General features: G+C 63.1%; 20 protein-coding genes. 14 read left to right on the top strand and 6 right to left on the bottom strand.

Going from position 1 to position 23,293, the window contains the following annotated elements; all coding sequences use genetic code 11:
• Nucleotides 1-9: 9 nt before the first annotated feature.
• The 4 genes from JQ580_RS17795 to JQ580_RS17780 all read left to right on the top strand — a co-directional run bounded on the left by JQ580_RS17795 (nt 10) and on the right by JQ580_RS17780 (nt 5,820).
• A complete protein-coding gene (locus JQ580_RS17795) occupies nt 10-687 on the top strand; it encodes a DUF4286 family protein (RefSeq protein WP_212281353.1) in 678 nt (225 codons plus the stop codon).
• A 330-nt stretch (nt 688-1,017) separates the two neighbouring features.
• Entirely contained in the window at nt 1,018-2,817 is a 1,800-nt protein-coding gene (locus JQ580_RS17790) for an FAD-dependent oxidoreductase (RefSeq protein ID WP_212281352.1), read from the top strand.
• Nucleotides 2,787-4,634, top strand: a complete 1,848-nt coding sequence (locus JQ580_RS17785) for a 2-oxoacid:acceptor oxidoreductase subunit alpha (protein WP_212281351.1) — start codon at nt 2,787-2,789, stop codon at nt 4,632-4,634. The genes JQ580_RS17790 and JQ580_RS17785 overlap by 31 nt, the downstream gene beginning before the upstream one ends.
• 130 nt (nt 4,635-4,764) lie before the next feature.
• Complete coding sequence (locus JQ580_RS17780) at nt 4,765-5,820, top strand: 2-oxoacid:ferredoxin oxidoreductase subunit beta (protein WP_212281350.1); 1,056 nt, start codon at nt 4,765-4,767, stop codon at nt 5,818-5,820.
• On the opposite strand, the gene JQ580_RS17775 is transcribed toward JQ580_RS17780, so the two are convergent.
• The gene (locus tag JQ580_RS17775; protein WP_212281349.1) at nt 5,821-6,270 is read right to left on the bottom strand and encodes a DUF4399 domain-containing protein; all 450 of its coding nucleotides are present in this window, start codon (nt 6,268-6,270) and stop codon (nt 5,821-5,823) included.
• A 17-nt stretch (nt 6,271-6,287) separates the two neighbouring features.
• Nucleotides 6,288-7,835, bottom strand: a complete 1,548-nt coding sequence (locus JQ580_RS17770; protein WP_212281348.1) for an SUMF1/EgtB/PvdO family nonheme iron enzyme — start codon at nt 7,833-7,835, stop codon at nt 6,288-6,290.
• Between the two features lie 323 nt (nt 7,836-8,158).
• On the opposite strand from JQ580_RS17770, the gene JQ580_RS17765 reads away from it, so the two are divergent.
• From JQ580_RS17765 to JQ580_RS17740, 6 genes are all read left to right on the top strand, one after another.
• Nucleotides 8,159-8,779, top strand: coding sequence for a hypothetical protein (locus JQ580_RS17765; RefSeq protein WP_212281347.1), 621 nt, complete (start codon nt 8,159-8,161; stop codon nt 8,777-8,779).
• Between the two features lie 30 nt (nt 8,780-8,809).
• Nucleotides 8,810-9,259 carry a DsrE family protein gene (locus JQ580_RS17760; RefSeq protein ID WP_212281346.1) on the top strand — a complete coding sequence of 150 codons (450 nt, stop codon included), beginning with the start codon at nt 8,810-8,812 and terminating at the stop codon, nt 9,257-9,259.
• A gap of 179 nt (nt 9,260-9,438) precedes the next feature.
• Nucleotides 9,439-9,762 (top strand): ArsR/SmtB family transcription factor, encoded by a 324-nt coding sequence (locus tag JQ580_RS17755; protein WP_212281345.1) that lies wholly within the window; start codon nt 9,439-9,441, stop codon nt 9,760-9,762.
• Nucleotides 9,759-10,190, top strand: coding sequence for an SRPBCC family protein (locus JQ580_RS17750; protein WP_212281344.1), 432 nt, complete (start codon nt 9,759-9,761; stop codon nt 10,188-10,190). Before JQ580_RS17755 ends, JQ580_RS17750 begins: the two co-directional genes overlap by 4 nt.
• Before the next feature lie 42 nt (nt 10,191-10,232).
• On the top strand, nt 10,233-10,457 hold the full coding sequence (locus JQ580_RS17745) for a hypothetical protein (RefSeq protein ID WP_212281343.1): 225 nt from the start codon (nt 10,233-10,235) through the stop codon (nt 10,455-10,457).
• A complete protein-coding gene (locus JQ580_RS17740) occupies nt 10,454-10,891 on the top strand; it encodes a DUF1801 domain-containing protein (RefSeq protein WP_311982460.1) in 438 nt (145 codons plus the stop codon). The genes JQ580_RS17745 and JQ580_RS17740 overlap by 4 nt, the downstream gene beginning before the upstream one ends.
• 210 nt (nt 10,892-11,101) lie before the next feature.
• Here JQ580_RS17740 and JQ580_RS17735 read toward each other — a convergent pair whose 3' ends face one another.
• The 4 genes from JQ580_RS17735 to JQ580_RS17720 form a co-directional block, all read right to left on the bottom strand.
• Nucleotides 11,102-12,637, bottom strand: a complete 1,536-nt coding sequence (locus JQ580_RS17735) for a SpoVR family protein (protein WP_212281342.1) — start codon at nt 12,635-12,637, stop codon at nt 11,102-11,104.
• Nucleotides 12,634-13,911: a YeaH/YhbH family protein gene (locus JQ580_RS17730; RefSeq protein ID WP_212281707.1), complete on the bottom strand. Its 1,278-nt coding sequence runs from the start codon at nt 13,909-13,911 to the stop codon at nt 12,634-12,636. Before JQ580_RS17730 ends, JQ580_RS17735 begins: the two co-directional genes overlap by 4 nt.
• A 30-nt stretch (nt 13,912-13,941) precedes the next feature.
• Nucleotides 13,942-15,885 carry a PrkA family serine protein kinase gene (locus tag JQ580_RS17725; protein WP_212281341.1) on the bottom strand — a complete coding sequence of 648 codons (1,944 nt, stop codon included), beginning with the start codon at nt 15,883-15,885 and terminating at the stop codon, nt 13,942-13,944.
• Nucleotides 15,886-16,184: 299 nt separating this feature from the next.
• On the bottom strand, nt 16,185-16,835 hold the full coding sequence (locus JQ580_RS17720; protein WP_212281340.1) for an STM3941 family protein: 651 nt from the start codon (nt 16,833-16,835) through the stop codon (nt 16,185-16,187).
• 302 nt (nt 16,836-17,137) lie between these two features.
• On the opposite strand from JQ580_RS17720, the gene JQ580_RS17715 reads away from it, so the two are divergent.
• From JQ580_RS17715 to pgl, 4 genes are read left to right on the top strand one after another with little or no spacing between them, the layout of a single operon-like run.
• Nucleotides 17,138-19,987 carry a bifunctional transaldolase/phosoglucose isomerase gene (locus tag JQ580_RS17715; protein ID WP_212281339.1) on the top strand — a complete coding sequence of 950 codons (2,850 nt, stop codon included), beginning with the start codon at nt 17,138-17,140 and terminating at the stop codon, nt 19,985-19,987.
• Nucleotides 19,988-20,000: 13 nt separating this feature from the next.
• Nucleotides 20,001-20,999 carry a phosphogluconate dehydrogenase (NAD(+)-dependent, decarboxylating) gene (gnd, locus tag JQ580_RS17710; RefSeq protein WP_212281338.1) on the top strand — a complete coding sequence of 333 codons (999 nt, stop codon included), beginning with the start codon at nt 20,001-20,003 and terminating at the stop codon, nt 20,997-20,999.
• A 28-nt stretch (nt 21,000-21,027) separates the two neighbouring features.
• Nucleotides 21,028-22,539, top strand: coding sequence for a glucose-6-phosphate dehydrogenase (gene zwf / locus JQ580_RS17705; protein WP_212281337.1), 1,512 nt, complete (start codon nt 21,028-21,030; stop codon nt 22,537-22,539).
• Entirely contained in the window at nt 22,539-23,285 is a 747-nt protein-coding gene (gene pgl / locus JQ580_RS17700) for a 6-phosphogluconolactonase (RefSeq protein WP_212281336.1), read from the top strand. The genes zwf and pgl overlap by 1 nt, the downstream gene beginning before the upstream one ends.
• Nucleotides 23,286-23,293: the final 8 nt, after the last annotated feature.

The following is a 23,293-nucleotide window of genomic DNA, read 5'->3' as shown; positions in this document are numbered from 1 at the left end:
AACAAGAAAATGCCGCTCGCCGGAAAGGGCATGCTGCTGACGTCGATGACCATCGACGCAGCCGATGAGGCCGATTTCAACCGCTGGTACGATCGCGAGCATCTGGAAGAGCGCGTCGCGATCGACGGCTTCCTGGAGGCGCGGCGCTATGTCGCGCACGCCGCCAATCCCAAATATCTCTCGCTGTATTCCACCGCGACGCTCGACGTGCTCGACAGTCCCGCTTACCGGGCGCGGCTCGCCAATCAGACCGAATGGTCGCGGCGGAGCATGGCGCATTTCAAGGACATGCTGCGCGTGGTCGCGCGCATCACCATCAGCAAGGGCACGGGCCGGGGCGCTGCGCTCGGCGTGGTGCGCCTGCGACCGACGCCCGACAATGCAACAGCATGGCGTGATGCACTGCAAGAAAAGCTGGCGCCGGAGCAACGCGACGGCATCATCTCCATGCATCTGCTGGAGAGCGAGCCCGAATTGTCGGGCGCAACGGCAGACATTCCGGCGGTGCGCAATGAAGGCGCGCGCGACTGGCTCGTGCTGATCGACGGTACGCATGTCGGCGCGGTCTCGGCCGTGATTGCCGAACGCTTCACCGGCCCGGCCGCATCACCCCTTCCGCCGCCGGTCTCGGTCGGCACCTACAGCCTGATGTGGGATCTCGCAAAGAGCGACATCGCGCAGGTCTGATGCGCATTGCTTTCGTGTCCCGAACGCGCCGCAACGCGCGAGCGTTGCTGCGCAGAGCCGTGGAGACGCTGCGCCGCGTCCGGGGCACGAGACCTTCGACATATGCATCGCAGCATATTGCACCGCACGCATCGCGCCGCCGTTAATGCTGTGCGCGCTTGGCTCCCATGAAAGCGGGGAGGCGCAGAACTTTGCCGTTGTACTTCGGAAAGGTTCTAATAAGCTAACCCAATGACGTCATTCAGAAACCAGATCAAAGCGCGTTAAGCGCTCGCCAAGCTCAAACAAAAGAGGCCGCCGGGTCTTTGAGCCTGCGCGGACAGGGTAGGAATGAAACCGACCGATATCGCGGCCCCCGACTACTTTCACAAAGTGGTCGATTGCCAATGGGCCTGTCCTGCGCACACCCCCGTTCCCGAATACATCCGACTGATCGCACAAGGCCGCTACAGCGACGCCTACATGATCAATTGGAAATCGAACGTGTTTCCCGGAATTCTGGGCCGCACCTGCGATCGTCCCTGCGAGCCAGCGTGCCGGCGCGGACGCGTCGAGGAAACACCTGTCGCGATCTGCCGGCTCAAGCGCGTTGCCGCCGATTTCAAGGACGACATCAAGCAGCGCCTGCCGCGCCTCTCGGCGAAGAACGGCAAGCGTGTTGCCTTCGTCGGCGGCGGCCCGGCATCGCTGACGGTGGCGCGCGATCTCGCGCCGCTCGGCTATCACTGCACGGTGTTCGACGGCGATCCCCGGGCCGGCGGCATGATGCGCTCGCAGATCCCGAAATTCCGCCTGCCCGATTCGGTGATCGACGAGGAGACCGGTTACATCCTGGGTCTCGGCGTCGAGTTCAAGGGCGGTCACCGCATCGAGAGCATGAAGGCGCTGCTCGCGGAGAAGTATGACGCGATCTTCGTCGGCACCGGCGCGCCGCGCGGCCGCGAGCTGGACATTCCCGGCCGGAAAGAGGCCGCCGCCAACATCCACATCGGCATCGACTGGCTGTCCTCGGTCTCGTTCGGCCATACCGACAAGATCGGCAAGCGCGTCATCGTGCTCGGCGGCGGCAACACCGCGATGGATTGCTGCCGCACCGCGCGCCGCCTCGGCGGCGAGGACGTTAAGGTCGTCGTGCGGTCCGGCTTCGAGGAGATGAAGGCCTCACCGTGGGAGAAGGAAGACGCGATCCACGAGGACATTCCGATCCTCAATTTTCTCGTGCCCGTTGCCTTCATTCACGACAACGGCAAGCTCACCGGCATCACCTTCCAGAAGGTGAAGGCCGAATATGATGCCAAGGGTCGCCGCAATCTCGTGCCCTCGGGCGAGCCCGACCAGACCTTCGCATGCGACGACGTGCTGGTCGCCGTCGGCCAGGAGAACGCTTTCCCCTGGATCGAGCAGGATTGCGGCATCGAGTTCGACAAATGGCACATGCCCAAGGTCGACCCGAAGACCTTCGTCTCGACCAATCCAAAGGTGTTCTTCGGCGGCGACGCCGCGTTCGGACCGAAGAACATCATCTGGGCGGTAGCTCAGGGCCATGACGCCGCGCTGTCGATCCACAAGATGCTTTCGGGCGAGGACATCACCGAGCGCCCGCTGCCGGAGGTGCATGTCTCCTCGCAGAAGATGGGCATCCACGAATGGAGCTATGACAACGACATCTCCAACGACAAGCGCTTCAAGGTGCCGCATCGCGACAAGGTGATCGCGCTGAAGGACATCCGCACCGAAGTCGAGCTCGGCTACGACGTCAAGCTCGCGCTCGGCGAAGCCGAGCGCTGCCTGAACTGCGACGTCCAGACCGTGTTCTCGACCTCGCTCTGCATCGAGTGCGACGCCTGCGTCGACATCTGCCCGATGGACTGCATCACCTTCACGCAAAATGGCGAGGAAGCCGACCTGCGCCAACGGCTGAAGGCGCCGTCGCTGCACCCCGACCAGGACCTTTACGTCTCCAGCGACCTCAAGACCGGGCGCGTGATGGTCAAGGACGAGGATGTCTGCCTGCATTGCGGGCTGTGCGCCGAGCGTTGTCCCACCGGAGCCTGGGACATGCAGAAATATCTCATCGAAATGACTCACGCGGGATCATCATGTCCGACAAAAAGCCGCTCAGCAGCGTAAACGACTTCGTCGTTCGTTTCGCCAACGTCAACGGCTCGGGCTCGGCCAGCGCCAACGAGATGTTCGCGCGCGCGATCCTGCGCCATGGCGTGCCGGTGTCCCCCCGCAACATCTTCCCCTCCAACATCCAGGGCCTGCCGACCTGGTACGAGGTGCGGGTGACGGAAGACGGCCATCTCGGCGCCCGCGGCGGTGTCGACATGATGGTGGCGATGAACCCGCAAACCTGGGACAAGGACGTCGCCGGCATCGAGCCCGGCGGCTATCTGTTCTACGATTCCACCAAGCCGATGCCGTCGACCAAATTCCGCGACGACATCACCGTGATCGGCGTCCCCCTCACCGCGATCACCAATTCGACCTATACCGATCCGCGCCAGCGCCAGCTGTTCAAGAACATCATCTATCTCGGCGCGCTCTCGGCGCTGCTCGACATGGATCCGAAGCTGATCGAGCAACTGATCGGCGAGCAGTACAAGGGCAAGGAGAAGCTGCTCTCCTCGAACGTCCACGCGCTGCATCTCGGACGCGACTGGGCGCTGCAGAACCTGAAATGCCCGCTGGGACTGCGCATCAAGAAGTCCGACAAGGTCGGCGACCGCATCTTCATCGAGGGCAACAGCGCCGCCGCGCTCGGCGCCGTCTATGGCGGCGCGACCGTATGCGCCTGGTATCCGATCACACCGTCCTCGTCGGTGGCGGAGGCTTTCACCGCGCATTGCAAGAAATTCCGGCACGATCCTGAAACGGGCAAAGCCAAGTATGCGATCGTGCAAGGCGAGGACGAGCTGGCCTCGATCGGCATCGTGATCGGCGCGTCCTGGAACGGCGCCCGCGCCTTCACCGCAACATCGGGCCCCGGCATCTCGCTGATGACCGAGTTCATCGGGCTCTCCTACTTCGCCGAGATCCCGGCCGTCATCATGAACATCCAGCGCGCCGGCCCTTCCACGGGCATGCCGACCCGCACCCAGCAATGCGACATCATCGCCTGCGCCTATGCCTCGCACGGCGACACCAAGCATGTGCTGCTGTTCCCGGAAGATCCGGCCGAGGCCTTCGAGTTCGCGGCCGCCGCGTTCGATCTCGCCGAGCGCCTGCAGACCACCATCTTCCTGATGCTCGACCTCGACATCGGCATGAACCATCGGCTCTGCCGGCCCCTGAAATGGGACGATGCCAAGCAATACGACCGCGGCAAGGTGATGACCGCGGAGATGCTGGACGAGGGCCGGGACTTCGGCCGCTATCTCGACGTCGACGGCGACGGCATTCCCTATCGCACCTATCCCGGCACGCATCCGACCAAGGGCTCCTACTTCACGCGCGGCACGTCGCGCGACCGCTACGCACGCTACTCCGAGGAAGGTTCGGTCTACGCCGACAACATGCAGCGCCTGATGCGCAAGTTCGAGACCGCGCAGGATATGGTGCCGCGGCCGTTGCAAGCCAATGCGGAACGGCAGACCAAATACGGCGTGATCTATTTCGGCTCGACCTCGCCGGCGATGGACGAGGCGATCGGCCTGTTGGAAACGCGCGGACATCAGCTCGACCGCCTGCGCATCCGCGCCTTCCCGTTCCACTCCAGCGTCGCAAGCTTCCTTGCCGAGCACGATTTCGTCTACGTCGTCGAGCAGAACCGCGACAGCCAGCTGCGCCAGCTCATCGTCAACGAGAACGGAATCGACCCGGTCCGGCTGGTGCCGATCGTGCACTATGATGGAACCCCGATTACCGCCCGTTTCATTGCAAAAGCCATTGGCAACCACCAGGATCACCTCAAGGTGACCCCGCTCCGCAAGGCCGTGTCGTGACATACGCTTTACTCTCTCCTTCGCCATGCCCGGGCTTGACCCGGGCATCCAGGCCTTTCTTCCTTGCCGCCAAGACGTGGATGGCCGGGACAAGCCCGGCCATGACGCGGCTGGGATCGCAGGTGCACTCATGACCTACATTGCAAAGCCCAAATTCCATCATCCGGGCCTGAAGAAAAACGAGCTCGGCTACACGCATCGCGACTACGAAGGCAAGATCTCTACGCTGTGCGCGGGGTGCGGCCACGACTCGATCACGGCCTCGATCATCGAGGCCTGCTACGAACTCTCGATCGAGCCGCATCGGGTTGCGAAGATTTCCGGCATCGGCTGCTCGTCGAAGACGCCGGATTATTTTCTTGGCAATTCGCACGGCTTCAACTCCGTGCACGGCCGCATGCCCAGCGTGCTGACCGGCGCCAACCTCGCCAACCGCGATCTGATCTATCTCGGCGTTTCCGGCGACGGGGATTCCGCCTCGATCGGCTTCGGCCAGTTCGCGCATTCGATCCGGCGTGGCGTCAACATGACCTATATCGTCGAGAACAACGGGGTCTATGGCCTGACCAAGGGCCAGTTTTCGGCAACCGCCGACCGCGGCTCAAAATCCAAGAAGGGCGTCACCAACACCGACAACGCCATCGACCTCGTCGCCATCGCGCTGCAGCTGGGGGCCACCTTCGTGGCGCGCTCGTTCTCGGGCGACAAGACGCAGCTGGTGCCGCTGATCGCGGCGGCGATCCGTCACAAGGGCGCGTCCTTCATCGACGTCATCAGCCCCTGCATCGCCTTCAACAATCACGCCGGCTCGACCAAGAGCTTCGACTATGTTCGCGAGCACAACGACGCCGTGAACCGGCTCGACGTGCTGGTCGGCCGCGATCCCATTGCGGTGGACTATGCGCCGGGCACGGTGCAAATGGTCGAGCAGCACGACGGCAGCAAGATCGCGCTGCGCAAGATCGACGCGGACTACGATCCGCATGACCGGTTAGGGGCACAGACTTTCCTCGCCAGGCACGCCGCCAAGGGACAGATTGTCACCGGGCTTTTGTACGTCGACCCCGATGCGGAAGATCTGCACGAGCATCTCAACACCGTCGAGGCCCCGCTCAACACGCTGGAAGCCGACACGCTGTGCCCGGGCTCGGCGGCGCTGGACAAGTTCAACGCAAGCCTGCGGTGATCATTTGCTCCGCGCCGAAGCCGGCGGCCTGACGCGTATCGCGATCTTCTCCGACACGACTGGCGGCTCGAACGGATAGTGCTTGGCGTCGCCGAGCACCAGTTGCAGGGTGTGAGGTCCCGGCGGAAGGTCCAGCATGGTTTCGGTCTGCCCAGCCCCGAAATGAAGGTGCGACTTGTCCTGCGGGATCGGCTCCTTGGGATCGATGGGCTCGCTGACGTCGACCAGCAGATGATGATGGCCGGCGTTCTGGTAGTCGTCTCCGGCATGTGTCACGCCCATGTTGCGCAAGCCGAACCGGACCCAGAATCCGCCGCGCACCTTCTGTCCATCATGCGGCGTGATGAAATAGAGCTTTGCGTCCTTTGGCGCGGCCTTCCCTTGCGAGTAGGCTGCGCCCGGGAGCAATGCGATCGCCGCCGCCAGTACCACACCATGACTGATCTTCATCGAAGCTACTCCAGCACCTACGGACTGAGCGCGACGCGGAATCCATGCGTTGGGTAACGGACGTTGGTATCGTAACCATCGCGGTTGGACGGCCGCACATATCTCGAATCGTTCTTCCACGAGCCCGAGCGCAGGACGTGCGATGAGCAGTCCCCACCGCTCCATGCCGAACCATCGGCCGGCGCACCCTGATAGTTCTTGTGCCAGCAGTCTTCGACCCACTGGTCGATGCCGCCGCCCATGTCGTGGAGCCCGAATGGATTCGGCCTGAAGCTGCCCACTTTCGCCGGCTGCTCGGCAGCGAGGTCGCCGCAATCCTTGCATCCGGCCATACCCGGCTGGAGCTTGTCGCCCCACCAATATTTGGTCTGCGTTCCGCCGCGCGCCGCATATTCCCATTCCGCTTCGCTCGGAAGCCGGTACGGCTTCTTCGTCGCCTGCGCGAGCCAGGCAGCATATTGCTGAGCGTCGGCCCAGCTCACATTGCCGACCGGGCTATCGTCCTTGCCCGTGGCCGTGAACCCGCACGCCTTGGCGGCGGCGCATTCGTTCCACTCCTGCACCGTGACCGGATATTTTCCGATCGAGAACGGCTTGATCGCGACTTGGTGGATGGGGCGCTCGGTTGGATCATCATTGCTTCCCATCGCGAAACTGCCGCCGCGAATGGAGTTCATTTCGGGCTCGCGCAGCGGCGTCGAGGAGGGGCCTGGCGCCGGTGTCGGCGAGGAAGGCGCCGAAGCCAGTGAGGTAGACGGTTGCGGTATCTGCGTCGCTGCCTCGCTGGGCAAAGGCTGCGGGATCGGCGGCCCGGCCGGAGCTGCGGTCGGGGCGGCCAGAGGAACGGTTGGCGCGGCGGCCTGCTCGCCCTTCCCGCCAGGTTGCACCAGCAAATACCAGAGTGCGCCGGCGGCAATGACGAGCAGCGTGATGGCCAGGAAAAAGATCAACGCGTTCTCGCGCTGACTTCTCGTCTTACCGACGGCATCTGCATCCGGCAGCACGCGATAGATGCGAACCGGATCGGTGATGTTCTTGACCTTGCGGTCTCCGAGCGACTCGTAGCCGCACACCACCTTGTGCTTGATCTGCTCGTAGATCGCGCCCGAGATGTAGACTTGGCCGGGCTCGGCAATGCCCTCAATACGCGTGGCAATGTTGACGCCGTCGCCGTAGACGTCGTCGGGCTCCACGATTACATCGCCGAGATTGACGCCGATCCGATATTCCAGCCGCGAGTGCTTTGGAAGCGTGGCATTGCGACCGATCAAGTTCTGTTGAATGACAATGCTGCAGCGAACCGCCTCGACGGGGCTGTCGAAAATGGCGATGAAACCATCGCCCGTCGTCTTCACCAGAGCTCCATGGTGCTCGACGATGCTTGGCTGAATGAGGTCCCGCTCAATCCTCTTGACGCGAACATGCGTGCCCTCCTCGTCGGCCTGCATCAAGCGGCTGTAGGAAGCGATGTCACCGACAATGATTGCTGCGAGACGACGAGGCATAACGCCGTGCGGAGGCGGCTCGTCCTGATTCTCGGATCTGAAGTTGCGAATTTCGCCCATTGCGCGGGGACTCCACAAACTTGCAAAGGCAGCCCCACCCTACGACCTCGAGACGCGATCGTTTGTGAAGGCTATCACATTGACGAACTGGAACAACGTCGAAGGACTCCCGATATCGAGTTCCAGAGAACGACAGCCCTGAACCGCTCTGGGCCCAGGAGCGACTAAGGCATCGCTGCGTGCATCCGTCTGACGTCGCCCCGGTGACGACGATACCGGGGAGCAGCGAACGTGAACGCGCCGCGCATGGCTTGCGACCAACTGCCAATCGGCCCCGATCCTCCCGCCGCGGGCCGTCAACGGCTCACGCGTTCGGTGCGACCATGAAGCTTACCCTCATCCTGCCGCTTGTCCTTGCCGCATTCACCGGCGTCGCCCATGCCGACGAGGCTGACCCTGTCCGCGAGACCACGAAGGCCGAAGCCGATGCTTTCAATGCGCGCATGTATGCGGGCACGCCCGGCAAGACCGCCTATGCTTGCTTCGTCCGCCGCTACGATGCGAAGCATCTGGCACGTCACCCCAAGCAGCAGGTCACCGCGATGAAGCTGCTCGTCTCGGCGGAGACCTTTGAAGCTGACATGCAGCTCCACAACTCCTTCCGGCTCGGCTTCCGCTATCGCAACCGCAACGGTGACTACGACTCCAGCGGCTCCTGCCGCCACACGGTCTTCACCAGGGAGGGCATCGAGGTCCGCCTCGGCTGCGGCGTCGACTGCGAGGGCGGCGGCATCGGAATTGCGCTGTCGAGGGACGACAAGTCCATCATCGTACGGCTCGAGAGCATCAGGGTCTGGCTGCACAACAGGCCTGACGACGAGGCCGAGAGATCGCTGGTCGCGGGCAGCGACGACGGGATCTTCCGGCTCGACCGGACCGACAACAGCGAGTGCGCCGCGCTCGTGACCGATCGCAAGGAACTCGCCGCGCTCCGCCACAAATGATATGCCTGCGGCGAGTTGAAGGAGATTAGCATGAACCGCCGCAACATCCTGTGGAGCACTGTCTCGGCGCTCGGCGCAGCGTTGGCCGCCTCGCGCGCCCGGGCGGCGGCCGAGCCGGCCAAATCGGACAAGCTCAAGGTCGTCTATCACCTCAGCGACGCCGACAAAGTCAATTTCGTGCTTGGCAACATCCAGAACCACATCGACGGCGTCGGCGGTCCTGATCACGTGACGATCGCGCTGGTGATCCACGGGCCGGCACTGAAGGCATTTCACGCAGCTCAGGCCAACCCCGACATCAGCAGGCGCGTCGGCGAATTCTCCAAGGGCGGCGTCGAACTCGCCGCCTGCGGCAACACGATGAAGGCGCAGAACGTGACGCTGAAGGAGTTGCTGCCGGGTTTCGTCAGCGCGGAAAAAGGCGGCGTGGTTCGTTTGGCTGAATTGCAATCGCAGGGATATTTGTACCTGCGGCCTTGAGGCGGGGGCGCCGCTACATTCGCCGTCATTGCGAGCGCAGCGAAGCAATCCTGAATCGTCCGTTGCAGGGATTGGGAACTGTTTCGCTGCGCTCGTCATAACGGTCGAGAGACGTGCTTGACACACCCATAACTCCACGGTTATGAGTCAATCCATAACTTACCAGTTATGGGTTATTCATGCCGCCCGCTCCCGACGTCCTGTTCAAGACGCTTGCCGACCCTACGAGGCGGGCGATCTTCGAGCGGCTGTGCCGCGAGGGCGAGCAGACGGTCGGGGCGCTGACGGCGCGATCCGGCGTGTCCCAACCGGCGGTCTCAAAACATCTCGGCGCATTGAAGCAGGCCGGCCTGGTGCGCGACCGCCATGAGGGACGGCAGACCCATTACAGCGCGCAGCCCGGTGCACTCGATCCGCTGATCGACTGGACCGGCCAGATGACCTCGTTCTGGCAACGGCGGCTCGATGCGCTCGACGATCTCCTGAAGAGGATGGACCAATGACTGAGGCTTCGAGCGAAACGCGCTCCATCGTGATCGAGCGCGAATTTGCCTTTCCGCCCGAGCGGCTCTGGCGCGCGCTGACGCAGCCGCATCTGATCGAGGAATGGCTGATGAAGAACGACTTCAAGCCTGACGTCGGTCATCGTTTCAACCTCCGCGGCGAATGGGGCGGCGTGCTGGATTGCGAGGTGCTCACCATCGAGCCGCAGAAGACTCTCGCCTACACCTGGAATTTCTCGCATGCGGACGCCGCGTTCGACCTCAAGAGCATTGTGACCTTCACGTTGACGCCGACGCGTGCGGGCACGCATCTGCGTGTCGAGCAGGCGGGCTTCGGCCCAACGCAGAAGCAGGCTTTTGGCGGCGCCCACGCCGGCTGGAAGCAGTTTTTGGCCAAGCTGGACGAGGTGCTGGCGCGGGCAGACTAAGCCCCGCCGGCGTCACGTCCGATCGTTCTAGAGGAGGACCCAATGAGCGCGAACTTATGGATTCGGCAGATCCATCGCTGGCTGTCGATCGCCTTCACCCTTGCCGTCGTCGCCAACATCGTCGCCATGACCATGCAGCTCCAGGCCATCTGGATCGGCTTTCTGGCGCTCGTCCCGCTGATTCCTTTGCTCGCGACCGGGCTCTATCTGTTCGCGTTGCCCTATCTCGGCCAGCGTCGCGGCGAGCACGGCGAGGCAAGATCGTGAAGACGGCGGTGGCGGCGAAGAAAGGCGGCGCGAAGGAAGCGGGCGCAGCGTCAGCCTCCAAACTGATCGACGGCAGGATCAGGGAGCTCGGCGACTGGCGCGGCGAAATGCTCGCGCGGGTTCGCGGCCTGATCAAACAGGCCGTCCCTGATGTCATCGAAGAATGGAAATGGCGCGGCGTTCCCGTGTGGGAGCACGACGGCATCATCTGCACCGGCGAGACCTACAAGGAGGTGGTGAAGCTGACCTTTGCCAAGGGCGCCGCGCTGGACGACCCGGCCGGCCTGTTCAATTCCAGCCTCGACGGCAATGTGCGGCGCGCGATCGACATTCGCCAAGGCGAGAAGATCAACGAGAAAGCGTTGAAGGCGCTGATCCGCGCGGCGGTGGAGCTGAACGGGGCGAAGAAGGCGGCGAAAAAGCGATCGGCATAGAGCTTCTCGGGCCGATTTAGGCTCTTGGGTAGCAGCCGGAGCAAGCGCCTCGTCCTTCGAGACGGCCGTTGCGCGGTCGCCTCAGGATTTGGCTAGGCAGCAACTCTGCCCGTCGAGATTGCTGCCGCATGCTCCGTCCATCCCGAGGCTCGCGTCTCGAAGGATGGGCTGCGGGCGAAGTTTCGCAGCATCACGAGCCAACAACTCGCCTCAGGCCGCCGCGGTGATCGGGCGCGGGCTCACGACATATTCGCGCAGGACCTTGTCGCTGGCATCGACCTCGATCAGCGAGACGTCGTAGGTCCAGAGATCGGCGAGATGCTGCAGCACCCGCTTGGCGTCGGTTTCGTTGAGCTGCGCGCCCTTGATGACATGGTGGTGCAGGATCAGGCGGCGGTCACTGGAGAGATCGACGTCGACCACCTCGATATTGGCGTCGATGTAGCCGACATCGTGCTGCCGCGCCAGTTCGCGCCGCACGCGGCGGAAACCGCGCTCGTCGTGGATGGCATCGACCCTGATCCCGGCGCGCTCCTCGGGATCGTCGTGCAGATGGAACATGCGGAGCTGCCGCATCAGTTTCGGGCTCAGGAACTGCGCGATAAAACTCTCGTCGCGGTAGTTGGCCCAGACGTCGCGCAGCACGCCCATCACGTCGTTCTTGCCGGCGATATCGGGGAACCATTCGCGGTCCTCGTCCGACGGGGCGGTGACGATGCGCTCGATGTCCTGCATCATCGCGAAGCCGAGCGCATAGGGATTGAAGCCGGAGAAGCGCGGATCGTCGAACTCGGGCTGGAACACCACGTTGGTGTGCGAACCCAGGAATTCGAGGAAGTTGCCGTCGGTGATGCGGCCCTGCTGGTGCAGTTGCGTCATGATGCGATAGTGGACGTAGGTCGCCGTCCCCTCGTTCATCACCTTGGTCTGGCTCTGCGGATAAAAATATTGCGCGATGTGGCGGACGATGCGCAACAACTCGCGCTGCCAGGGCGCCAGCCGCGGCGCGCTCTTCTCCAGGAAGTAGAGCAGGTTTTCCTGCGGCAGGCCGAGCAGCTTGCGGCGCCGCTCCAGCGAGATCGCGGACCGGGTCTTCGAGGCGCCCTTGGGAACGGTCCGCCAGAGGTCGTTGAAGACTTCCTCCTCGTGCTGACGGCGGCGCCCTGCCCGCTTCTCTTCCTCGCGCAGATCGAGCTTTTTCTTGCCGGGATAGCGATCGATACCGTGCGACATCAGCGCATGCGCGGCATCCAGCGTGCGCTCGACCTCGATGCGGCCGTAACGCTCCTCGCATTGCATGACGTAGTTCTTGGCGAAATCCAGATAGTCCAGAATGCCCTCGGCATCGGTCCACTGCTTGAACAGATAGTTGTTCTTGAAGAAGTGGTTGTGACCAAAGGCAGCATGCGCGATCACCAGCGTCTGCATCGTCGCCGTGTTCTCCTCCATCAGGTAGGAGATGCAGGGCGAGGAGTTGATCACGATCTCATAGGCGAGGCCCATCAGGCCCTTGCGGTAGGACGCTTCGTGGTACGCGAACTGCTTGCCGAAGGACCAGTGCTTGTAGAACAGCGGCATGCCGACGGAGGAGTAGGCATCCAGCATCTGCTCGGCGGTGATGACCTCGATCTGGTTCGGATAGACGTCGAGCCCCAGATCCTTCATCGCCACCGTCTCGCAGGCGTCGGTGATGCGCTGCAAGGTGTGGAAATCCCAATCGGCGCCTTCGAACAATCGCTCCGTCATGGCGCGGCTTTCTCCTGACTGGTTTCCCGGCGCTGGAACAGGTCGTGAAACACCGGAAAGATCTCGCTGCGCTCTGAGACCTTGCGCATCGAGAGCGGTTCGCCGCTGTTGCGCAAGCGCTCGTACAGGCTCCACAGCGAGGAGTCGGAGAGATCGAAGGCGCTGCCGCCGGATTCCCCGACCTCGAGATAGGCAAAGAACTGGCAGACCGGCAGGATCTTGTCGGTCAGCAGGAGCCCCGTGAGCTCACCGTCGGAATAGGAATTGTCGCCGTCGGAGGCCTGCGCGGCATAGATGTTCCAGTCCGACGGATTGAAGCGCTCGCGCACGATCTCGTGCATCGCCTGCAGCGCACTGGAGACGAGCGTGCCGCCGGAAGCCGGGCCATAGAAGAACGTTTGCTCGTCGACTTCCTCGGCGCGGTCGGTATGGCGGATGAAGACGATGTCGACGTGCTTGTAGCGGCGCTTCAGGAACACGTAGAGCAGCATATAGAAGCGCTTGGCGAGATCCTTCATGTGCTCGGACATCGAGCCCGAGACGTCCATCAGGCAAAACATCACGGCCTGCGCCACCGGCTTCGGCACCGTCTCGAAGCGGCGATAGCGGATGTCGAGCGGATCGATGAAGGGTATGCGCTTGGTCTTCGCCTTCAGCTTTTCGAGCTGGTCGAGCAGCACCAGACGTTCGTCCTCGTCCGTGCAGGCGGCGATCGCGGCTTCCAGTTCCTCGATCTCCTCCTTGCTGGGACGCTTGAGCGCGATACGACGCGCCATCGCGCGCCGCACAGTCCGGCCCACCGAAATATTGGCGGGCGAACCCGACGTGGTGTATCCGGCGCGCTGGATACCCTCGCTCTCGGTCTGCGCGACCTTGCGCTTGGCAAGATCGGGCAACTCAAGATCGTCGAGGAAGAGGTCGACGAACTCGTCCCGGGACAGCACGAAGCGGAAGGCGTCTTCGCCGTCGCCTTCGCCGGGGCCGGAATTCTTGGCGCTGCCCTGCCCGGAGCGCTGCAGATAGTCGCCCTCGATGAACTTCTTGTTGCCGGGCAGCACCATGTCGCGCGTTCCGCCTTCGCGGCGGAAGCGCGGCTCGTGCATGCCGTCGAGGGGGATCGTGACTTCCCCTCCCTCCAGGACGTCCTTGATGTCGCGTTCCTGCGAGGTCTTCTTGACGGCGCCCTGCACCAGGGATTTGGCCCGACGCAAGAACCGCTGCCGGTTCTCAAGACTCTTGCCGCCCGGATTCAGGCGCCTGTCAATAATGTGAATGGGCACTTTACCATCCGCCTCCCATCCGCCTCAACCGGCCTGCTTCACGCGCATGTACCATTCGACGAGCCGGCGAACCTGACGCTCGGTGTAGCCGCGCTCCACCATGCGTGCGACGAACTCGCCGTGCTTCTTCTCCGTCTCGCCGTCCTTCTTCGACCCGAAGGAGATGACCGGAAGCAGGTCCTCGACTTGCGAGAATATCCTCTTTTCGATCACCTCGCGAATCTTCTCGTAGGAGGTCCAGGTCGGATTTTTGCCACCGTTCTGGGCGCGGGACCGTAACGAGAATTTGACCACCTCGTTGCGGAAGTCCTTGGGGTTGGCGATGCCCGCCGGCTTCTCGATTTTCGTCAATTCCTGGTTCAAAAGCTCGCGATCGAGCAGCTGGCCGGTGTCGGGATCCTTGAAGTCCTGGTCCTCGATCCAGGCGTCGGCATAGTCGACGTAGCGATCGAACAGGTTCTGGCCGTAATCCGAGTAGGATTCCAGATAGGCCTTCTGGATCTCGTGACCGATGAACTCGGCGTAGCGCGGCGCCAGGTCTGCCTTGATGAATTCGAGGTAACGCTTCTCGACTTCCTCCGGCAGCTGCTCGCGCTTGATCGACTGCTCCAGCGCGTACATCAGATGCACGGCATCGGCGGCGACCTCCTGCGGATCGTGGTTGAAGGTAGCGGCCAGGATCTTGAAGGCAAAGCGGGTTGAGACGCCGTCCATGCCCTCGTCGACGCCGGCGGCATCACGATATTCCTGGACGCTGCGCGCCTTCGGATCGGATTCCTTCAGGCTTTCGCCGTCATAAACCCGCATCTTGGCGAAGATCGTGGAGTTCTCGTGCTTGCGCAGCCGCGACATCACCGAGAACCGCGCCAGCGTTTCCAGCGTCGAGGGTGCGCAGGGCGCGGCGGCGAGTTCGGAGCCCTGGATCAGCTTTTCGTAGATCTTCTGCTCTTCCGTGATCCGGAGGCAGTATGGCACCTTGATCACGCAGATGCGGTCGATGAACGCCTCGTTGTTCTTATTGGCCTTGAAGCTCGACCATTCCGCTTCGTTGGAGTGCGCGAGGATCACGCCGGTGAAGGGAATGGCGCCGATATTCTCGGTGCCGATGTAGTTGCCTTCCTGCGTCGCGGTCAGCAGCGGGTGCAGCATCTTGATCGGCGCCTTGAACATCTCGACGAACTCGAGCACGCCCTGGTTGGCGCGGTTGAGGCCGCCTGAATAGCTGTAGGCGTCGGGATCGTTCTGCGCATAGGTCTCGAGCTTGCGGATGTCGACCTTGCCGACCAGCGAGGAGATGTCCTGGTTGTTCTCGTCACCGGGCTCGGTCTTGGCGATCGCGATCTGGCGCAGCCGCGACGGCTGGATCTTGGCGACGCGAAACTGGGAAATATCGCCGCCGAAGGCCTCCAGCCGCTTGTAGCACCAGGGGCTCATCAGACCGGTGAGACGACGGCGCGGAATGCCGTATTTCTCTTCCAGCATCGGACCCAACTGATCGGGATCAAACAGGCTGAGCGGGCTCTCGAACACCGGCGAGAGTTCGTCACCGGCCTTGAGAACGTAGATCGGATGCACTTCCATCAGCGACTTCAGCCGCTCGGCCAGCGAGGATTTGCCGCCGCCGACTGGGCCGAGCAGATAGAGGATCTGCTTTCGCTCTTCGAGGCCCTGCGCCGCATGACGGAAGAAACCGACGATGCGCTCGATGGTCTCTTCCATTCCGTAGAAGCCGGCGAAGGCCGGATAGGTGCGGATCGTGCGGTTCAAAAAAATACGGCCAAGGCGTGGGTCCTTGGCCGTGTCAATCGTTTGGGGCTCGCCGATCGCTGCTAGTAATCGTTCGGCCGCGTTGGCGTATTTCATGGGATCGCTTCGACACGATTCCAGATATTCCGCCATCGACATGTCGTGCTGGCTTCTCGCCTCGAACGACCGAGCGAAAGCGTTGAATAGAGAATCGTTGTACATGATCCCTCTCCGCGTGAGTTCCGCTACACAACTGAACTAAAGCAGCGACTGGACCGTTCCGTAGCGCCACTCTCGAATCAGCGTGAGCACATGACGATCATTGGACACCCGGGTGCCGACTTGACGCAACGCACAACGTAGGCACTCGTTGAGTTACGAACAGGCACCTGCCTGTTATTTGTGCGAATCTATGTCCATCATCGCTCATTTCCAGAAAATGTCACTCGCTCGCAACATCCGGGCCTTACCGGGGATACGACCATCCGGCGCTGCAGCATAGCGATCCGCGAGCGGCGATCTTATGACGCTTGTACGGCGAAGCCTTGAGCGCCACCTTGTGTGCCACGTTCATCTTGTTGCGTTGCGGCGCGCGCAAGGCTGGCGGCGTGACAGTCGCGGCAGACGCGCAGCAATGTATCAAAATCGGTCGCCAGGCCCTCCGATGGGATGACGATGCGATCGTTTCGCGCGCAACGGGCCAAATCGGGGATGCTGAGGAGCTGCCGCCGCAAGGCCGGCGTCGGCGTCAGCACGATCATGTGGTGGCCGCGGCTCTCCTCAGCCGAAATCTCCGCGATCGAATCCCACAGCAGAAATTGATTGCCGATGCGGAGGTCACGGATGCCGTAGGGGGTGACGACCACCACGGCTCCCCGTTCGGCGGGCAGCATCCAGATCAGCCGGCAGGTCACCAGGCCGAACAGTGCGACGCCGGCATAGCCGAGCGTCGTGTCGTAATCGCCGAAACCCTCCCACCAGTCGAAGGCGAGGCTCGCGCTGAACAGGGTCATCGCGAAGCCCGCCGCGACCAGCAGCCGCAACTGCGTCACGCATCGACTAATTTCAAGATCGCGGGATACATCGATGCTCGCGGCCGATTGCCGGCTGTCGGCAACAGCAAACGCCAAACCTTCAGGATGTGCGTGCATGCTTTTCCCCAGCATGGCCATTCGCGACCGAGCCATGATGTACCAGACGGACCGGAATCCGCTGGTGGCACTCCACGCAGCCATTGGCTAACGACCAAGCGGCCGACGTTACGCAACCAGACCCTGGCCACCTTCGGCCAACGACTTTTTACGCAACAACCGCTACTGCTGCCTGGATCGCCATGATCGCGACGGAGTTACACAGGAGGAATGACGCCTGTAGCCTTGATTGGTTCCCACACGCGCGCATGTAAGCTAGAGGATAACGCGTCACGACCGGCGCGGAAACCCCTCGCCCGCAGGCTTGGAGATAAATAAGCAACATGAATCCCGTCAAAGAACTGGAAAAGCACGGACAAGCCGTCTGGCTGGACTTCCTGGCCCGTGGCTTCATCGCCAAGGGCGACCTGAAGCGGCTGATCGAGACCGACGGCGTCAAGGGCGTCACCTCCAACCCCTCGATCTTCGAGAAGGCGATCGGCAGCTCGGACGAATATGACGCCCCGATCGGCAAGGCGCTGAAGCGCGGCGACCGGACCGTAGCCGATTTGTTCGAGGCTGTCGCGGTCGAGGATATCCAGAACGCGGCCGACGTGCTTCGCCCGGTCTATGACCGCCTCAAGGGCGGCGACGGCTATGTCAGTCTGGAAGTCTCGCCCTATCTCGCGCTCGACACGCCCGGCACCGTGACCGAGGCGCGGCGGCTCTGGAAGAGCGTCGGTCGCAAGAACCTGATGGTGAAGGTGCCGGCGACGCCCGAGGGCCTGCCGGCGATCGAAGAGCTGATCGGCGACGGCATCAGCATCAACATCACTCTGCTGTTCTCCAAGGCGGTCTACCTCCAGGTCGCGGAAGCCTACATCGCCGGGCTCGAAAAATACGTCGCCGGCGGCGGCGACCCCTCGCATGTGGCGAGCGTGGCCAGCTTCTTCGTCAGCCGCATCGACTCCGTGGTCGACAAACAGCTCGACGACAAGATCGCCCGCGTCAACGACCCATCCGAAAAGGAGAGGCTGGCCGCGCTCAAGGGCAAGGTCGCGATCGCCAACGCCAAGGTCGCCTACCAGGATTACAAGCGCCTGTTCTCGGGTGCCCGCTGGGACAAGCTCGCCGCCAAGGGCGCCAAGCCGCAGCGGATGCTGTGGGCCTCGACCGGCACCAAGAACAAGGATTACAGCGACGTCCTCTATGTCGAAGAATTGATCGGCCCCGACACCATCAACACCGTGCCGCCGGCAACGCTGGATGCGTTCCGAGACCACGGCAAGCCGCGCGACAGCCTGGAGGAGAACGTCGAGGACGCCCACCGCGTGCTGGAAGAGCTGGAGCGTTCCGGCATCTCGCTCGATGCCATCACCGAGGAGCTGGTCAAGGACGGCGTCAAGCAATTCGCGGACGCCGCCGACAAGCTCTACGGCGCCGTCGCGCACAAGCGCGCCACCGTCCTCGGTGCTGCCATCGACCGCCAGCAGCTTTCGCTCGGCGATGGGCTCGGCAAGGCGGTCGCCAAGAGCACAGAGGAATGGCGTGCTTCCGCCAAGATCCGCAGGCTGTGGCAGCGCGACAAATCGGTCTGGACCGGCGCAGACGAGGACAAATGGCTCGGCTGGCTCGACAGCGCCGCGAAAGCCAACGTCGCCGACTATGAAGATTACGCGAGCCGGGTGAAGGGCCAGAAATTCTCCGACGCCGTCGTGCTCGGCATGGGCGGATCGAGCCTCGGGCCCGAAGTGCTGGCCGAGACGTTTGGGAAAAAGCCCGGCTTCCCGAAACTGCATGTGCTCGACTCAACCGACCCGGCGCAGGTGCGGGCGATGGAGGCGAAGATCGACATCGCCAACACCGTGTTCATCGTCTCCAGCAAGTCCGGCGGCACCACCGAGCCGAACGCGATGAAGGACTATTTCCACGAGCGCGTTGCGCAAGCGCTTGGCCCGAAGGCGAAGACCGGCTTTCGCTTCATCGCGGTGACCGATCCCGGCTCATCGCTGGAAAAGGCCGCCAAGAAGCTGAATTACGCCCGCGTCTTCCATGGCGAGCCCTCGATCGGTGGGCGCTATTCCGTGCTGTCGCCGTTCGGCCTCGTGCCGGCGGCGACCGCCGGCATCGACGTCAAGACGTTCATCAAGCATGCACTCTCGATGGCGCGTTCCTGCGGACCGGACGTGCCGCCGAGTGAGAACCCGGGGGTGCAGCTCGGCCTGGCCATGGGCCTTGCCGGCCTCGAAGGCCGCGACAAGGTGACGATCCTGGCCTCGAAGAAGATCGCCGATTTCGGCGCCTGGGCCGAACAGCTCATCGCCGAATCGACCGGCAAGGAAGGCAAGGGCCTGATCCCGATCGAGGGTGAGCCGCTGGGCGATCCTTCGGTTTACGGCAACGACCGGTTCTTCATCGACATCCGCATCGAAGGCGAAGCCGACGCGGCCCATGATTCGCAGCTCGCCGCGGTCGAAGCGGCCGGGCACCCCGTGGTGCGTATCGTGATGAAGTCGGTCGACCATCTCGGCCAGGAGTTCTTCCGCTTCGAGATGGCGACGGCGGTGGCAGGATCGGTCCTCGGCATCAACCCGTTCGACCAGCCAGATGTGGAAGCGGCCAAGATCAAGACCCGCGAGCTCACTGCCTCGTTCGAGAAGACCGGTACCTTGCCGGAAGAGCAGCCGGTGATCAGCACCGATGAAGCCGACCTCTATACCGACGAGGCCAACGCGACTGCGCTGCGCGCCGCCGGCGCCAATGGCGACCTTACCTCGTGGTTGAAGGCGCATCTGTCGCGCTCCAATCATGGCGACTATGTCGCCCTGCTCGGCTATATCGCGCGGGACAAGGCGACCATCGACGCGCTCCAGGCCATGCGGCTCGAGGTGCGCGAGAAGCGGCAGGTCGCGACCTGTGCGGAGTTCGGCCCGCGCTTCCTGCACTCGACGGGCCAGGCCTACAAGGGCGGTCCCGACAGCGGTGTGTTCCTTCAGATCACCGCGGATGATGCGAAGGACCTGGCGGTGCCCGGCCAGAAGGCCAGCTTCGGCGTGATCAAGGCGGCGCAGGCACGCGGCGATTTCGACGTGCTCACCGAGCGCGGCCGGCGCGCGCTGCGGGTGCACCTCAAGGGCGGCCTCAAGAAGGGTCTCGCGGCACTCAATGCGGCGCTCAACGACGCGCTGAACTAAGGGAAGATTGCAAATGCAACTCGGCATGATCGGCCTCGGCCGAATGGGCGGCAACATCGTTCGCCGCCTGATGCGCCACGGACATTCGACCGTGGTCTACGACAAGGACGCCAAGGCCGTAGCTGGCCTCGCCGCAGATGGCGCGGTCGGCTCGGCAACGTTGGAAGATTTCATCGCCAAGCTCGAGCGGCCGCGCACGGCCTGGGTGATGCTGCCTGCCGGGCACATCACCGAGACCACGATCAATACGATCGCAGGCGTGATGCAGGACGGCGACGTCATCATCGACGGCGGCAACACGTTCTGGCAGGACGACGTCCGCCGCGGCAAGGCGCTGAAGGAACGCGGCATCCACTATGTCGACGTCGGCACGTCCGGGGGCGTCTGGGGACTCGACCGCGGCTATTGCATGATGATCGGCGGCGAGAAGCCGGTGGTGGACCGGCTCGATCCTATCTTCGCCGCACTCGCCCCTGGCGCCGGCGACATTCCGCGCACGGAAGGCCGCGACGGCCGCGATCCCCGCATCGAGCAGGGCTACATCCATGCCGGTCCCGTCGGCGCCGGCCATTTCGTCAAGATGATCCATAACGGCATCGAATACGGCCTGATGCAGGCTTATGCGGAAGGCTTCGACATCCTCAAGAACGCCAACATCGAGGCCTTGCCGGCGGATCACCGCTACGATTTCGATCTCGCCGACATCGCCGAAGTCTGGCGGCGCGGCTCAGTGATCCCGTCCTGGCTGCTCGACCTCACCTCGACGGCGCTCGCCGACAGCCCGCAGCTCACGGAATATTCAGGCTTCGTGGAAGATTCCGGCGAGGGGCGCTGGACCGTGAATGCGGCGATCGACGAGGCCGTGCCGGCCGAAGTGCTGACAGCAGCGCTCTACACACGTTTCCGTTCCCGCCGGGAACACACCTTCGCCGAAAAAATTCTCTCCGCGATGCGCGCGGGGTTCGGCGGCCACAAGGAGCCAAAGCAGCCGGGCGCGGCAAAGCCAAAATAATCAGTAACAAAGCGAAGGCCGACAATTCGTGACAAAAGACCCGCAAGCCAAGCGCAAGCCGGAAAGCTGCGCCTTCGTCATCTTTGGCGTGACCGGCGACCTCACTCATCGACTCGTGATGCCGTCGCTGTACAATCTCGCCGCCGAGAACCTGTTGCCGGAAAAGTTCTGCGTCGTCGGCGTCGCCCGCAAGGGCCAGTCGGATAACGAGTTGCGCCAGAGCCTGATGAAGGGGTTGCGGCAGTTCGCGACGCGTCCCGTGGACGACGACATCGCCAAGCAGCTGCTGCAATGCGTCACCTTCGTCGAGGCCGATCCGAAGGACCCGCCGTCGTTCGATCGCTTGCGCGAACATCTGGATTCGCTGGAATGCGCGCAAGGCACCGGCGGCAACCGCCTGTTCTACCTCGCCACCCCGCCCGCTGCCTTCGCGCCGACGGCGCGCGAACTCGGCCGCACCGGCATGATGAAGGAGAACGGTGCCTGGCGCAGGCTGGTGATCGAAAAGCCGTTCGGCACCGATCTCGCCTCGGCGCGCGCGCTGAACGCCGAACTTCTGAAGATCATGGACGAGCACCAGATCTACCGGATCGATCATTATCTCGGCAAGGAGACGGTGCAGAACATCCTGGTGCTGCGCTTTGCCAACGGCATGTTCGAGCCAATCTGGAATCGCAACCATATCGACCACATCCAGATCACCGTCGCGGAAAAGCTCGGCGTCGGTCATCGCGGCGGGTTCTACGACGCGACCGGCGCGCTGCGCGACATGGTGCCGAACCATCTGTTCCAGCTCATGTCGCTCGTCGCGATGGAACCGCCGACGCGCTTCGATGCGCATTCGGTGCGCTCCGAGAAGGCGGACGTGCTCTCGGCGATCCAGCAGCCCACCGAAGAGGAGGCGCTGCGGCGTTCGGTGCGCGGGCAATATCTTGCGGGGCAGATCGGCGACGACGAGATTCCGGACTATCGCAAGACAGAGGACGTCAAGCCCGACAGCACCACCGAGACCTATGTCGCGCTCAAGCTCCTGATCGACAATTGGCGCTGGGCCGGCGTGCCGTTTTATCTGCGCACCGGCAAGGCGCTCGGCCACAAGCGCACCGAGGTGGCGATCAAGTTCAAGCAGGCGCCGCTGTCGATGTTTTCGGGCACGGATGTCGATCGCCTCTCGCAGAATTTCCTCACGATCGGTATCGCGCCGACCGAGACCATCGAGCTGCAGTTCAACGCCAAGATTCCGGGACCGAGCATCACCATCGACGGCGTCGAGATGAAGTTCCGTTACGGCGATTTTTTCCAAGCGGACCCCAGCACGGGCTACGAGACGCTGATCTACGACTGCATGATCGGCGACAACATTTTATTCCAGCGCGCCGACGGCGTCGAAGCGGGATGGCAGGCGGTGCAGCCGTTCCTGGACGCCTGGAAAAAGGCCGGCACAAACGGCATCGAGACCTATGACGCCGGCAGCGACGGCCCGAAATGCGCCGACGAGCTGCTGCGGCGGGACGGGCGAAGCTGGCGGAAGTATTCGTGATGGCAACGGCCGAACAGCCGACGCTGATCGTCGAAGCTGATGCCGAGGCGCTGGCGCAGACGGCGGCCGAACGGGTGATGGCGCGGATCGCGGCCAACCCCTCGCGCATCGCGATCTGCCTTACCGGCGGCTCCAGCCCGAAGAGGCTTTATCATTTGCTCGGCGGCGCTCCCCGGCGCGGCAAGATCCCGTGGGACCGCGTGCACTGGTTCATCGGCGACGAGCGATTCGTGCCCGAGAGCGATCCTCTCAACAACATGGCTGTGGCCCGCGCGACGTTTCTCGATGGCAATGCGCCCGCCGGTCATATCCACCCGATTCCGACCACGGCTGAAAACCCGGACCAGGGCGCCGAGGCCTATGCGCGCGAGTTGCAGGCCTTCTACGGTTCTGAAAGTCTCGATCCGACGCGACCGCTGTTCGACCTGGTGCTGATGGGCGCCGGCCCCGACGGCCACACCGCCTCGCTCTTTCCGGGCTATCCCGCGATCGAAGAGACCGAACGCTGGGTCGTCGGGGTGCCCAAGGCCAATGTCGCGCCTTTCGTGCCGCGGGTCTCGCTCACCCTGCCGGCTCTGGCCTCGTGCCGCGAGATGCTGTTCGAGATTGCCGGGCACGACAAGCAGCCGATCTTGACGCGCCTCCTCAATGGCGAGACTCTTCCGGCGTTACGCGCGCGCTCGAATGGTGAGACCGTCTGGCTGGTCGACCAGGCCGCGCTTCCGGAGGGAATTCGTGGGCGTTGAAGCACCTT

The sequence above is a fragment of the Bradyrhizobium sp. SZCCT0148 genome (genome assembly GCF_018129985.1).
Lineage (GTDB): Bacteria > Pseudomonadota > Alphaproteobacteria > Rhizobiales > Xanthobacteraceae > Bradyrhizobium > Bradyrhizobium japonicum_H.
Note: the sequence above shows the minus strand (reverse complement) of the source record. Positions and strands in the feature narration are given on the sequence as shown.